This window comes from Roseibium sp. HPY-6, from assembly GCF_040530035.1.
In the GTDB taxonomy this organism is placed as follows: domain Bacteria; phylum Pseudomonadota; class Alphaproteobacteria; order Rhizobiales; family Stappiaceae; genus Roseibium.
On sequence record NZ_JBEWCD010000002.1, the window covers coordinates 1,714,872 to 1,728,872 of the forward strand.

At 59.7% G+C, this 14,001-nt stretch carries 8 protein-coding genes; 5 read left to right on the top strand and 3 right to left on the bottom strand.

Annotated elements, in window-relative coordinates; all coding sequences use genetic code 11:
* Positions 1-154: 154 nt before the first annotated feature.
* The 3 genes from ABVF61_RS19185 to ABVF61_RS19195 all read right to left on the bottom strand — a co-directional run bounded on the left by ABVF61_RS19185 (position 155) and on the right by ABVF61_RS19195 (position 8,911).
* On the bottom strand, positions 155-655 hold the full coding sequence (locus ABVF61_RS19185) for a tyrosine-type recombinase/integrase (RefSeq protein ID WP_353995132.1): 501 nt from the start codon (positions 653-655) through the stop codon (positions 155-157).
* Positions 656-1,271: 616 nt separating this feature from the next.
* Positions 1,272-1,895, bottom strand: a complete 624-nt coding sequence (locus ABVF61_RS19190) for a hypothetical protein (protein WP_353995133.1) — start codon at positions 1,893-1,895, stop codon at positions 1,272-1,274.
* Positions 1,896-1,933: 38 nt separating this feature from the next.
* Positions 1,934-8,911, bottom strand: a complete 6,978-nt coding sequence (locus tag ABVF61_RS19195) for a pectate lyase-fold domain-containing protein (protein WP_353995134.1) — start codon at positions 8,909-8,911, stop codon at positions 1,934-1,936.
* A gap of 239 nt (positions 8,912-9,150) precedes the next feature.
* Here ABVF61_RS19195 and ABVF61_RS19200 point away from each other — a divergent pair, with 239 nt between their 5' ends.
* The 5 genes from ABVF61_RS19200 to ABVF61_RS19220 all read left to right on the top strand — a co-directional run bounded on the left by ABVF61_RS19200 (position 9,151) and on the right by ABVF61_RS19220 (position 13,987).
* The gene (locus tag ABVF61_RS19200; protein WP_353995135.1) at positions 9,151-10,911 is read left to right on the top strand and encodes a helix-turn-helix domain-containing protein; all 1,761 of its coding nucleotides are present in this window, start codon (positions 9,151-9,153) and stop codon (positions 10,909-10,911) included.
* Positions 10,912-11,715: 804 nt separating this feature from the next.
* Positions 11,716-12,321, top strand: a complete 606-nt coding sequence (locus tag ABVF61_RS19205) for a TetR/AcrR family transcriptional regulator (protein ID WP_353995136.1) — start codon at positions 11,716-11,718, stop codon at positions 12,319-12,321.
* A gap of 74 nt (positions 12,322-12,395) precedes the next feature.
* Positions 12,396-12,794, top strand: a complete 399-nt coding sequence (locus ABVF61_RS19210) for a Rid family hydrolase (RefSeq protein ID WP_353995137.1) — start codon at positions 12,396-12,398, stop codon at positions 12,792-12,794.
* Positions 12,794-13,114 (top strand): DMT family transporter, encoded by a 321-nt coding sequence (locus ABVF61_RS19215; protein ID WP_353995138.1) that lies wholly within the window; start codon positions 12,794-12,796, stop codon positions 13,112-13,114. Before ABVF61_RS19210 ends, ABVF61_RS19215 begins: the two co-directional genes overlap by 1 nt.
* Positions 13,115-13,141: 27 nt before the next feature.
* On the top strand, positions 13,142-13,987 hold the full coding sequence (locus ABVF61_RS19220) for an alpha/beta fold hydrolase (RefSeq protein ID WP_353995139.1): 846 nt from the start codon (positions 13,142-13,144) through the stop codon (positions 13,985-13,987).
* Positions 13,988-14,001 lie beyond the last annotated feature (14 nt).

Consider the following 14,001-nt stretch of genomic DNA (forward strand, 5'->3'; position numbering starts at 1 on the left):
GATCAATATGAGCTTGTTTGAGAAGGTGTTCCCATTCCTCGAAAACCTCGAACAATTTGTTCGAGGTTTCTCTATCGAGGGGCACCACTCATCTTTTTGAAATTATTGAATTTTTTTGTCCGCATCAGTCGTGCCTTTTGGTTTGACGGTTTTTCTAGCCGGGTTTGACAGTTCTTGTGCGCCGGTTGTTCACTTCGCTCTCGAAAACGGTCCCGACGCCGATCATTTTGCGCTTGAGATTTGCGGTTCTTGAGTAGTGGCGTACAATGGCTTCGGTCTTTTGACCAAGTGCGTCTGCGATCGTGCGCTCATCCAACCCAGCCTCGCGGAGGATCGTCGCAACGGTATGCCGGAGGCCATAAAGCGTTAGACCAGATTGAACCTGGTCTTTGTTTTCCAACTCCACACGCACCTTGCGCCAAGAAGCGCGAAAACCCGATACGGTCCAAGGTCTGCCGCGAGAGTTTGCACAAAGCGTCATAGCCTCGTGTGCCTGTGCAGCGTCTAGAATGGACTTGAGAGGTTCAATTACACGCCAGTAAACAGGCGTGCCGGTCTTGGACCGAACCGTTGCTATGGCGCTATCCTTAAAAAAAGCCTTAGGCAGCGTCAAAGCGTCTAAAGGTCCGAGCCCGGTGTATATCATCAGGGTCATGGCGGGGATCATGTGCGCTGGCAGGGCATCAAGCACGGTTTCCCGCTCTTTGTCACTCCATGGACGATTGGCATCAGTTGTGCCACGTTTGCGGCGTACGTGTCGTACGCCCTTTGCTGGATTGTCCGTTACATAACCGCGTTCTTTGCCTCATGAGAAGACTGCCGACAGGACCTGTTTCACATAGGTGGCGAAACGGGAATATTTCTGCTTCTCGGCCTTGTCGCGCAGTTTCACGACAAAAGGTGATGTGAAGCGTGCCAGGTCAGCTGCGCCCGGATGCGGACATTAACGGCCCATTGCGGACCTTGACCCTTTCCGGGCAATGCTGCGGCGCGGCCCGACAGACCGGACTTTCGCTGCACGTGCAAGGCTTGGAGATGATCGAACTCACAGTCGGCGGGTCAAACCTGACGTTGATTGGAAAAAAACTTGGTCTCCGACTTAAAGAATTACCTCGTAGATCTTCGACGTCTTCTGCCGTTATGTCGTCCATGACCCGCTTGCGCGACCGGCGGGTTGAGCGGGGCTGTATGAAAACTTACTTCGAGGAGGCCTATGAGTCCTTTGATGATAGCTTCGTTGCGGCTGGATCACCCAGTGCCTGGAACAGGTGCTAGGCAACGTCCTGATCCGCCCGTTGCCGGACCTGCGGGAGTACGCGCCAGTCGATGCAGGCCGTGCGTCTGCGGGCAATGGCCAGCGCGCACAACGCCCCGAGCAACAGGGTCGCACCGCCTGGGAGGGGTATCACCGCCACTGGCGAATTCGGCGTGACACCGAAGACTTCGAGATCGACGATTTCACCGTCCACGTCGCCCAGGAAGCTGAGGACGTTGTCGGGCAGGCTAAACCCGAACGACAGGGTCGCCACCGCGAAAGGGTCGCTGCTTTCCTCATTTATGACCAGTTCATAAAGGATGGAGATCTTGTCGTCCGTCACGCCGATATCAAGCGCGGTGCCGCCGAGGATCTCGGTGAAGGTTGTATCGAAGAGGGATAGGTCGGTGCTGGCCGCGGCCGACGCGTCCACGTCGCCGCCATCAATTGGGGCGAAGACGAAGACGTCGCCGAAGAAGTCTGCTGCTTCAATCGAGGTGTTGTCTGCGATCACTTCAAGCCCGTCGGCAGAGAAAAGCGAGGCGCCGATGGTCACCTCGCTTAGGGTGGCGGACGTGGCCGTGCTTGCGCTGAAAGCCAGCGCTGCACCAAGGGCCAGAGTCAAGAAAAGCTGTTTCATGTCATAGTTTCCTTTTGTCACCAACTACTTGCGCCAGTCTAGATGAAGAAATCCGGCGAACCGATTTCGATCTGGATATTGTCCGTGTCGAGATCGTCTCCAATCACGTAGATTCGATCCTGATCCCCGCCGTGCGTGATCAGCACACCGCCCGGAAGATCGCGGAAGTGGAACGTGTCGCTGGCGAGGAGGATCAGGTCATCCAGGCCGAAATCGGTGATCACGTCACGCTCACGCGCACCGTTCGTCAACTCGTCGCCGAAGACGAAGGTGTCGGCACCGCCGCCGCCCTCCATACGGTCGAGGCGACCGCCGAATGAGAAGATGAACTCGTCCGCCTCTGTGCCCGAAAGGCGGTCTGACCCTTCGGTTCCTCTGACCTCGTTGCGGGCAACCGTGTCGTCGGCGCCGTCGATGCGGAGGGTCGCTTGCCCGCCTGTCGAAAGGTCGCCATCGCCGATGTCGAAGCCGATGGACAGGTCAAGGCTCTCGCCCGTGTTGAGGTCGCCGAATTGGGAGGGGTCGATGGTGATCCCGTTTGCGTCGGCGTCGAAGCTGACTGCGCGGCCATCGGAGGACGTGACGGAGAGGACGGACAGGCTAAGGGCGTCGCCCTCGGCATCTGAGCCGAGGCTCAGAAGATCGAGGGTGACAGGTGCGTCGTCCTCCGATGCCGTGCGTGACAGAGTGCCGACTGTCGGGGCGTCGTTGACGCCCGTGATGGTCACGGTGACTTCAGCCGTGTCGCTTGTGCCGCCATCGCCCGACACGGTGTAGAGGAACGTGTCGGTGGCGGTTTCGCCAGTGTCCAGGCCGTCGAACGCGCCGTTCGGGTTGTAGTTGACCGTGCCGTCCCCGTTGAGCGTTATGAGGCCCAGCGTGCCCGTCGTGTCGAGCCCAGAGACGCCCAGAGCGCCCGTGTCGTTTGCCAGAACGCTGTCAGTTGTGAAGGCAGCGTCTTCATCCGTCGCAAAGCCGATCCCGCCGTCATCAAGTGCGTCGAGCATCGCTGGGCCGTCTTCCATGAACCTCCCGTCTTCGGTGAGTCCGAAGGAGCTTGGGGCGCCGACAACCTCGATCTGTGCTGAACTCAGCCCGATTAGCGGGGAGGAGGACTGTATTAGGTCGAACGTCTCCCCCGATTGCGGGGTGTATCCATCGACAAACACGATCCGGATCGTAGAGTTGGACAGATCGGCCTGCCCGAGAACGACCAAAGCGTCGTTCAGTGCCGTATCGCTTCCGCCGACTTCGAGCTCAAGGAGGCCCTCAAGGACAAGGTCCCCACCGATGGTCAACGTGCCCGGGCTGAACCCCGGGCCAATGGTTGCGAGAGGGGCGGCGTTCACGTTGCCGGTCACCGTGCCGGAGCCGAACAACGCGCCGCCGTCTTCCACAGTCAGGTCGCCTTCGACGACCCCCGCTACTTCAAGTGCGCCCTGTTCACCGACCCTGAAGTCGGTTGCGCCCACCTCTGCGGCGCTGTCGAGGAAAAGCACGCCGTTGCTGACCAGGATCTCGGGGCCGAAATACGTGCCGGTTGCGGAAAATCCACCGCCGCCCGCGAGTTGGATAGTCTCAAACCCCTGAGCTTTACCGAGGTCGAAGGCGGCGACGGTGTTCGGGTTCACGTTATTGTCGAACACGACGGCCGAGAACAGTTCGAACCGGTCAACGCCATCGCCGCCCTGAATAGTACCCGAGACTTCGGCGCCAAAGCTTTGGCGGAACGTGTCGTTGCCCCCCGCAAGATCGACTAGGCCTTCGATAAAGGCGAGATTGAAGACGCTTTGGCCAAGTCCGTCACCGGAAATGGCCGCGGCGGTGCCGAAGACGTAGCCGTTGTTGATGAACAGGCTGTCGCTTCCGCCCAGCTTGACGCCCACGGCGCCGCTGCCTGTGGCGATGATTTCACCGATGTCAGGCGAGTTCAGGACCGGGTTGGCGGATGCGAGGCCGAGGCGGACCCCCGAGCCATCGGTCGAAACCCCGACAGCGTTTTCGCCAGTAACCTCGATCCGGCCGCGAGGGAATCTTTGAATGTCGTTGTTGGTGGTTTCCTGAAAAATCTCAAGTGATTCAACGCGGAAGACATTGTCACCGATGGCATAAACCAGTTCGCCCTGACCGACGCGCACATTCGCTTCGCCGTGATCGCCAACCTCCATCCCGATGACGCCGCGCCCGGACAACTCGATATCCCCGGCGTTCAGGACGTAGTTCGAACCAGAGAACTCCGCCCCCACAGCGAAGTCGCCGCTGAGTACTGACATGCCTTTTTGCCCGTCACCGATGCCCTGAATATCGCCCTCGTTCGAGATGAGCGAGGCGTTCGTGCCGACGACCTTCACGCCGATGGCGTGGGTGCCGCCCAGATTTATTTGCCCGGTGTTCTGGATCACCCCCGTCTGTCCAGGGATCGGCAGAGCGGCAATGGTATCGCCATCTCGCGTCGGCGCTTTCAGTTGAGCGCCGTTGAAACCTTGCCCGAAGGTCAGGTTCATACCCGCCGCGTCGTTGCCGCTGACGCTGATCGTGCCGCCGTTGGCCATCAACAGCTCGGGCGCCGCGTTGTCGCTGAGGACAAGATCAACGGCCATGGCTGTACCGAGGGTCGTTATTTCACCCGCGTTCAGCAGCGTCACTTTTTCGAGGGCGAGGATATCCTCAACGTCAATGCCGCTGCCGTTTTCGGCCTTGATGACCCCGCCCGCCTGGTTGAACAGCCGCAGGTCGTCGCCGCCCAAGACAATGGCGGACCCGTCGAAGCTCGTCTCCATCAGCCCGGCGTTCACGATGTTGAGTTGGCCACCGATGCTTTCGATCAGTTGGCTTGCCGACTTGATCTCGGCATCGGCGAGGTTGCGGAGTTCGAACGTCTCGGTGTCGGGATCGGCGTTGTTCGAAAGGCCCAAGATCTGCTGTGTCGGGATGCCATGGACGATCGAGCCTTCGATTGTGCCTGCGTTCTGAAGGAGACTGACGGTGCCGCCCAGGCCGGTTTCCGCGAAGCTGATATTGCCGGTGATTTTCGCGGTGGCACCGTTGAGCAATTGAGCATCAGGGCCGAGAAGAAGCACGGCATGAATCGATCTGCCTTCCGCGCCTTCGGTGGCGGCCTCGATCAGTCCACTGTTGGCTAGCCGCGCGCCCTCGCCACGGATCGTCACAGCGGAGGGAGGAAAACCGGAGGTCGCGCGGGGGAACGCGTTCTGGTCCTGATTGTCTTCGATCCCGTCCGCATCGGCGAAGGGGAAGCTGGCCCCGACGATCTCACCACCCGACAGGTTGTTCAGCGTCACGTCGTCGGCGCGGATGTCCACGGCGTGGTTCGGACCCTCGATGCGTCCGCTGTTGTTGAGCGTGACCTCTCCGTCAGAGTCGATGGCGACCCCCGTTGCCTCGCGCACAGTGCCGCGCAGCTCTGTCTGGTCGTCGTCGGGCCGGATATCGGCCACCGTCTCCCGCGTCGCGCTGATGCGTGCGCCGGCGCCGTTGACGACGGTGATCGTCGTGCCCGAGCCGCCGCCGAGTTGCAGGCCATAGTCGCTGCCGTCAATTGTGCCGGTATTCGTGACGTCAAGCGTCCCATTTTCGCCATTCGCGAGCGCCCGGAGGCCCGCGATGGCATCGGTTTCCAACACCTGATCGGGGGTCTTCATGGTTGCGGCAATCGCGCCGGAGTTATCGACCGCGATCCCGGTTCCGTCTCCGTTCCCCTCAAGGTCCAGCGCGGCGGCATCGGCAACCGCCACGTTGCCAGTGTTCTCGAACTCAATCACGGCGTTCGCCTCATCGGACTGGACGAAGAGGCCGCTGGCCAGAATGTCGGAGTTGTCGTCGGCGCGGGCGGCGGTTATTTCGCCGTCGTTGACCATGGTGAAGCGCGAGACGCCGGTCACCTCGCCCAGGTCGAGGCCCCGGATTGACGCGTTGGCCTGGTTGCCGATGCCGACTTCGCCGCCCGCGCTTTCGATCCGGAACACCGTGCCGGAGAACGACATGTCGCCGCCGGTGTCGTTCGAGAAGTTGAAGGGCGCGTTGATGACGTCTTCGACGATGAAGCCGCTTTCCAGCCCGGCTATGGTCTGGCCCCGGTTCACGACGCTGTGCCCGCCACCAAAGGCGTCATATAGAATGCTGCCTTCCGAGAAATCCGCCACGTTCGGGTTCACGCCCGCATCCAGTGTCAGCACAACGTCGCGAGCCTGCAACCCGCCGAGGTCGCGGAGTACTGGGCCGCCCGCGTCACTGATCCCGCCTTCGGAGGCGGGCATGCCTGCGTCGCCGAACTTGAAAATCGTCGTGCCAAGGCCGCGCGCCTCGACCGCCTGGTTCACGTCCACGCGGATGCCATCGCCGAAAGAGGCTATGGCATAGCTGTCTGGGCCGTTGATTTCGAGGTTTCCGTTGACGGCGACCTCGGTGGCGTTTGCGACGGTCACGATGCCGAAGGATTCCGGCCCGTTCTGGCGCACCCCGCCATCCTGCAACACGCTCGCGACGTTGCCGATGGCGAGCGACAGTGACTGCTCGTTGAAGCCCGAGGCGACCATGCCCACGGACCCGGGGCCGGAGCCAATGATGGTGCCGGTGTTCGCAACCTCCATGTTGTTGCCAATGGCCGCGACGCCGATGCCGAAGGAGCCGGACGTGGTGATCTCACCTTCGTTGAGCACCGTGGGGTTATCCCCGCCAAGCGCGACGGCGACGCTGGCCGGGGCAAGCACGTCGATCTGCCCGCTGTTGCGCGCCGAAAAGTCGCCATCACCGCTGATCCCGGTTGCGGCGGGCGCGTCGCCGCCAACAACAATGAGCCCTTCGTTGACGAGGATGCCCGAACCGTCGCCAAAGATGCCCGCCGCTTCTTCGCCTTCGACTTCGATCACGCCACCGGCGACGTTGATCGCCGTCCCCGAGCCGTCGAAGAACAGCCCGGCGGCCTCGCGCCCCGAGATGGTGATCAGCCCTTCGTTCGAAAGAACCGCGTTGCCAGAGATGCCGAGGCCGCCTGTTTCCAGGCCGGTTCCGTTGATGGTCCCCGCGTTGTGCGCCTCACCCGGGCCTGCGATGAAGACGCCGACACTGAACGCGCCATCGATGTTGATTGTAGAGGCGTTTTCGATCGTGTTCGACCCGTTGGCAAACACACCGGTGGCGGCGAACCCGCTGAACGAGAAACCGCTGGTAATCTGAAAGCTTCCGCCGCGTAGCACCGTCGCGCCGAGCCCGATATCTTGTTCATACAAAATCACCGCAGGTCTGGGCGGGTTGGGAAAGGAGAAGTACTCATCCGACGTGAAGACGGGTGTGCCGCCAAACGGGATGACGCTGCCGCCATCGGCATCCACCACGGGAACCGAGATGTCGACATCCTGCCCGTCGACCGCGACCGAGATATCCAGCGTGCCATCCGATTGGGCGTCCAGCGTCGCGCCATCCTTAAGCACGATTTCGTTGTCGACCAGTTCCACCAGATCGGCATCGGGGCCGGCAAGCGTGATGTCAGTGCCGCCATCGGAGTCGATGAAGTTGAGCCGAGCCAACGCGCCGCCTTCGGAGCCATCGTCCAGCACCCCGTTCTGCAGCAGAGTAAACGAGACGTTTTCGGCGGCTCCGTTGGGGCCGCTGAGATCGAAGGTGACGCTGGTCTGCGCGGCGCCGTCAGCAACGACGGTCAACTCGATCTGACCGGCCCCGGATGGTGGTTGCAGGCCGTCAAGAAGGAACAGTTCGGTTCCGACGATCTCGAACAGATCGGCGCTGCCGCCGGAGAGGGACAATTGCGTTGCGTCGTCATCGGTCACGACGATGTCGGCGACCTTTGTACGGATCGTCGGGGTGCCTTCCTGCAGCGTCGGGAGCGCGACGTTTTCCAGCGCGACTGCCGTTGCCGGTACGTTGAAGCCGGGCGCGATGATCCGATCTTCCGAAAAGAAGTTCGCCGAGAAGGTGGTGCCGAACTCCAACGCGATCTGTTCGCCGCCAGAGAAGCTTAGGGTTATGGTGTTGCCGTCCCGGACGCGACCGTCGAAGGCCGCGCGCGCCTCTGCCTCGCCGAAGGCCGAAAGGTCGAGGAACCTCATGAACTGGGCCTCTTGAACCCGGTCCGATCCGTCGCCTGGCGCGAAGACGATGGTGTTGCTAATCGAAACCGGGCGCCCAATCGGATCGAAGCCGAGGAAGTAAAGGTCGTCCCCCTCGCCACCGACCAGAAGGTTATTGCCGAAGCCGCCCAGCAACGTGTCATTCCCAGCGCCGCCGATGAGGGTGTCGTCGCCGAACGCGCCATCTAGGCGGTCATTGCCGTCATTGCCGCTGAGATTGTCATTGCCGTCGAAGCCGACGATGTCATCGTTGAGGTCGCCGCCGATAACCTCCATCTGCAAGGTGCGACTGTCGGGGTCGAAGAACCGGGACGGCGGATCATTTAAGAAACCGTCGGGGAACTCAATCGGTGCCTCCGCACGCACCGATGTGCCTGCGGGGCCGCTGATGCCGGATAGGTCCAGCGTCACGGTCCCGCTGTAGATGGGGGCTAATATTGGCGCGCCGTTGTTCGTCCGGAATTCGATAAACGTATCCGGCTTGAGCTGAACTTGAACCACCTGCGCCGTCGCTGCAGTAATTTCGGGCCGCAGCGTGAGACCGTCATACCCCGCAAGGACCAACGTATTTGCCTGTAGGGCGCCGCCACCGGATCTGAACACGTCGGGACCCATGGTGATCTCGCCGAAGGAGGCAAGGTCGGCGGCCTGAACGCTCAACGTGCCGGCGCTAAATTGTCCGCCGGTGATTTGGGTGGCCTCCAAACCCGCGACGGTGTCGAACGTCAGATCGACGACGCCATCGACTAGCAACGTGTCGAAGCCGCCAGCGGCATCGAAACTCAGCGACCCGCGAAACGTGTTGGCGGCGCCGATGCTCGGGAACCCGAGTTGGATGATGTCGTCGTCGTTGGTGCCGAGCGTGTCACCGACCGTTGCGATCACATCGGTGAAATCAAAAGTTGCCATTCAGAACTACCCCCGAACAGATGGCGAGGCTGCCATGAAACACGTCGCGCGGGGCACCGGCCACGAAGGGCTGCGGATCGGATAAAAATGTAGAATCCCGTTCGGCGCCCCGCAGAAGCAGGACGTTGAACGCGCCCCACTCCCGCAGACATTCGCAAGCTAGCAAGACCGTGCTACATTGTCGGTTACATAAGGTTTCACCAAGACGTAACGTTGGGCTAACCTGTTGAGATAAAGTAATGATTGAGCTGAAGGCTTTTGGGGAACTGGTGCGCACGCGGCGCAAATCGGCGCGGCTCAGCCAGGAAGCACTTGCAGCGGTGGCGTTGGGGAACGGCAATCGGAAGGGCTATATCTCCATCGTCGAGAACGGTCGGGTTACCGGGCTGAAACCGGAAACGGCACAGCGACTGGCCGAGGCGCTGGACATTGATCGGCAGGACGTTCCGGCGTCGTTGCGCTGGCCTATTGCTGAGGCGGCCAACGTTGGCAACACACTCGCGCAAGAGGCACTGGACGAACGGATGGACGCGCTGCTTCCACTCGTGCGGTTTGTCGAAGAGCAACGGCGTCTGATCCAGCAGCGCGTCGAGGTGCATCCAATCGACGCCTATAAGACGCGGCTGAGGCACATTTTGAGCAGGCTTTCGCAAACCTACGGCGACAGCTTCAGCTTCCGAAGCTTCGCGATGAGCCTGTCAATCGCCTATGTCTATCTGTTTTTCGCCGGACTCCTGGCCTTTTCGAACGCGGGCGGGCGCATCGGCGCGCTAGAAATCTTTCGGCGCCCGGGCTGGGCGAATGATGTGGGTCAGGCAATGCCCGCCGTCCTTGTTGCGCTTCTCGTCGTGGGGGTGACCGTCTGCGGTTACTTTTGGTGCCGGAAATCGGCGGATGATGAATTGGCGCGACCCTCCGCCCCGATCTTCCGGCGACTCTGGCGCATCCGGCGGGTGCGCATCGTGGTGGGCGCGGTCGTTCTGGGATTCGCGGCGGTGGGCTTTACGCATCTTGGCGTGGATCCGGTCTTTGCTACCATCGTGATCGCCATATTTGCGCTGACCGCATTGTCTGACCTCGGGCCGCGTCGCTGCGCAGTGGCTGGTGCGTTCGCCGGGGCTTTAGTCGGGCTGGTCGAGAGCCTCGTAATTCACCGCGACATCGCGGGTGGGTTGGAGGGGGCGCTGTTCGGCGGCATTCTTGGTAGCGCTTCCTTCTATGTCTCGGCCAAGATCGCCGCCCGCGCGCCGTCTCGCCTGATCGGCGGCTTCTCAGGCGCGGGCGTTGGGGTTTGCGCGGGGGCGCTTGCGACGACAGCGTTCTTCGCGGCGATTGACCTTATGGCGGTCAACCACGCTCTCGACACGAGGTTCGCGATCCAATCCTTCGATTTTCTGGCAACTCAGGACCGCACCTACGTCGTTCTCTGCGTGACGTGGTTGCTGCTTCCATTGGTGAATGCGTCGCTGGACTACGTGTCCTACAGCGTCAGCAAACGGCTGGCACAGCGCGCAGTGAAGGGCGAGACCACCTTGTCCGATGTCGCGTGGCTGTCGGCCCTTGATGTGGCGATTGCAATGCTGCTGTCAGCGATGACGGTTGCGGCCGTGTTCGGGTCGCTTTGGATTGCGGACCAGGTATTTTCCGTCAGCGTATCCCCACACACGTTTCTGGGCGATTGGTGGTCGGACCCGTTCGGGGCAGGGATCTGGCTGAGCCTGATGATTGCGAGCACTTTGTCGTGGAGCATCCTGCACTACTTCGGTGTGGTCGTGCCGATTGCGTCAGCCAAGCTTGCCTCGGCACCGCGCTTTGCGCGCTTGAAGGAGCGTGTTCTACGCGACGTCTCATCCCCAGTATTCGGCGTACAGACATTTGCGTTAAGCTTTGTGCCGAAGCTGATGTTCGTCTTCGCCTTCCTCGCCTTTTTCAGCCTCAGCCTGTTTGTGGCGTGGTTTGCTCTGTCGATTGGCCTGGCCCCCACAACCAGCGGCGCCTGATGGCACCCGCTTAATCGCGCGCCTGAACAACCCGTCTTTATTGAACACTCGGTAAAGCACCAAGCCACCTGGTCGACCAGCCGACATCGCGCAACGACCCAAACGACGTGCTGCGCTTTCAAAACGTTCGAACTGGCAAACCGCTGCTGATCCGCCTGGAACCCTATGTTCAGCCCAGCACGAACCGGGAGCAAATCATTCTCAGAACTTCCGATGTCGGTTGGCCACCTCATTTGGGCCCAATCTTGTCGGATCTATTCAACCTAACGCGGGCTGAAAATTACGTGACGCGCATGTTGATGAGGGTGCGAAAGTGAAAGAAATTGCCGAGCGGCGGCAACGCTACACGACAACCGTCCGCAGCCAATTGAAGGCCATCCAATTTTCGGTCGCTCTAGTCCCCAGGAGTCTTTGCGATGACCGATTGGGCTCAAACCTACGACAAGGTCAGGCGCTGAAATGTGAGCCCAAGCTCTCAGTAAATTGCTGCTATTGCGTGGCTGACTGGGGATCATCGCACCTGCAGCGAATGACCGGATTCCGCCCTCTTTTAAACTTCGTAGTCTATGCAACGAACGGCTGCTTTTGGAACCTGTCGGGTTGCAGTCAAACGTCTAGATTGAGCGCGCAGTGTTGTCATTCGTTTGAGCCGCAGCGAAAGCCTGCTTTGAGCCCAAAATGGCCGTTGCTTTTGCCGAGATGAATGGCGGCTATGGTCGCTTAGGTAGCTGTAGCTAGGGTGAAGTAAGACGAAAAGCTATTGGTGATATTGAAATTGTGTCTGATTGGACATAAATACTCGACATGAACGATAAACCACTCACTCCTGGACGTCCGCGCAGCTTCGATACGGACGCTGCAATAGACGCTATCGTTCCCGTTTTCTTTGAGAACGGATTCAAAGGCACGAGCTTGCCGCAGCTTGAGGCAGCCACCGGACTCCACCGGCAAAGCATGCGTTATGCGTTTGGCGGGAAGCAGGAGCTCTTTCTTGCATCCATCCAGCGATATGGAGAAACCAAGCTTAGTGAAATTCGGTCGATCCTAACGAACGCAGATCGCGGGGTAGAGGGCATCCGTGGCGTTTTCGATATGTGGCTGCGTGATCTTACGCGAGACACCTGCCGGGGCTGTTTTCTGGTCACAACGTCGTCAGATCGCACACTTGCGACTGATACCAAGGTTCTGGCCGCGATCAATCGCACCAACCAGCAAATCATCAGTCTTCTGGAAGCACAGTTCAAGGCCGCGCGGCTGGAGGGGGATGTTTCAAGCGCCCTCAGCGACCGCGAACTCGCCCAGCAAATGCTGACGCTTGGTGATGGTGCAATGGCGCTTTGCCAGTTGCCGGAAGCGCGGGTCGCTGCATCAGCGATCTTCGCCGGCTTCTGCGCCCAAATCCGAAACTAAAAGGCGAGGCAGTGACCAACAAAGCGGACTGCTGACTATTTTATGACCAAGTAGGCACAAAACAAGCAAAAGCCATGAAGATAGAAACGTTCAACACTCAACCCACATTCAAGACGTTTGAGCCATATCACCTGTCTCTGGGAGCCAAGGCCAATGGCTTTTTGTTCGTGACCGGTCAGGTTGGCTTCGAGGACGACGGCACGTTACCCGAAGATGATGATCGGCAGGTGGAAAATGTGTTCCGGCATTTGGACCGCATTCTCGCAGACGCGGGTGCCGAGTGGGCAAATGTCGTGCAGATGCGGAGCTATCACCTCGATAAACTGATGGAGACGCAAGCGCTGAAAATTCTCGAAGAGAAACGCAAGCGCATGCCGGACGATCAACACGCCTGGACTGCCATTGGCGTCACGCACCTGATGCCTGCGGGGAGCCGCGTTGAAATCGACGTAACTGTCGCGATGGACAGCTGATGGCTTGGGTCTATCTCGGCCTTGCCGCTCTGCTTGAGGTCGCCTTCGTCCTGTCGATGAAGGCGTCCAAGGGCTTCACAGTGTTCTGGCCAAGTTTGGCAACTGTGGTCGGCGTCATTGGCGGGATCGGCTTTCTGACACTTGCACTTAAGACGCTCCCCATCGGGATCGGCTATCCCATCTGGGTGGGGGTTGGCACGCTCGGTTCTGTCGTCTTGGGCATTCTGATCTTCGGAGAGGCGATGTCGGTCCCCAAGATACTCGGCGTCACTTTCATCATTCTTGGCGTGGTGAGCCTCAAGCTCGCGACACCAGCATAATCAAAATTTTTTCAGGAAGGACAAGACATGAAACATCAGTACTTCATAGCGCGTCAAAAACACATCGCACTGGACGGCCTTGCACCAGCCCCTATCGACATCGCTTACACAGATGTAGGGTCCGGTGACCCGCTGATTCTGATGCATGGGATTCCAACATGGTCTTTCCTCTATCACCAGGTCATTGACCGGCTCTCCGAAAGCTACCGGGTGATTGCGCCAGATTTCATCGGACACGGATCATCTGACAAGCGGGACGGTCTTGATAGATCACTTCTCGCACAGAGAGACATGATATCGGCCTTCATGGATGCGCTGTCCGTCTCTAAAGCCACCTTGATTGGACACGATACCGGTGGCGGGGTCGCGTTGATTATGGGTGTCGAGAATGCGGACCGGGTTGACCAGCTCGTCTTGTCGAACATCGTCGCGTACGACAGTTGGCCCATTGACGACATGATTCAGGTGGGCCACCCTGGGTGGGCCAAGAAATCAAACGATGAGATTAGAGACTTTTTGGTCGGGGGGTTCGATGATGGCTTGTCACGCAAGGATCAGCTCACGCCAGAGTTCGTGAACGGCATCGTTGCGCCCTACACGACGGATGAAGGCAAGGTCAGCCTTATCCGCAACGCCTCGAGTCTGAATACCAATCACACGACCATGCTGATCGGGCGTCATCAACAGATCAAAGCCAAGACGCTTTTGGTTTGGGGTGAAGATGATCCATGGCAGTCCATCGCAGACGGTGAAAAGCTCGCTTCCGAAATACCTGATGCAACGTTGGTGCGGGTTCAAAATGCTTCACATTGGATTCCGCAGGATGCGCCGGATGATTGGCTTGTGCACGTCCTGCCATTTCTTTCGCAATGAGTATGTCGGCAAGT

Coding starts and splice junctions, on each gene's coding strand:
- ABVF61_RS19185 (WP_353995132.1), bottom strand. CDS start 655: ATGACCCTGATGATATACACCGGGCTCGGACCTTTAGACGCTTTGACG.
- ABVF61_RS19190 (WP_353995133.1), bottom strand. CDS start 1,895: ATGAAACAGCTTTTCTTGACTCTGGCCCTTGGTGCAGCGCTGGCTTTC.
- ABVF61_RS19195 (WP_353995134.1), bottom strand. CDS start 8,911: ATGGCAACTTTTGATTTCACCGATGTGATCGCAACGGTCGGTGACACG.
- ABVF61_RS19200 (WP_353995135.1), top strand. CDS start 9,151: ATGATTGAGCTGAAGGCTTTTGGGGAACTGGTGCGCACGCGGCGCAAA.
- ABVF61_RS19205 (WP_353995136.1), top strand. CDS start 11,716: ATGAACGATAAACCACTCACTCCTGGACGTCCGCGCAGCTTCGATACG.
- ABVF61_RS19210 (WP_353995137.1), top strand. CDS start 12,396: ATGAAGATAGAAACGTTCAACACTCAACCCACATTCAAGACGTTTGAG.
- ABVF61_RS19215 (WP_353995138.1), top strand. CDS start 12,794: ATGGCTTGGGTCTATCTCGGCCTTGCCGCTCTGCTTGAGGTCGCCTTC.
- ABVF61_RS19220 (WP_353995139.1), top strand. CDS start 13,142: ATGAAACATCAGTACTTCATAGCGCGTCAAAAACACATCGCACTGGAC.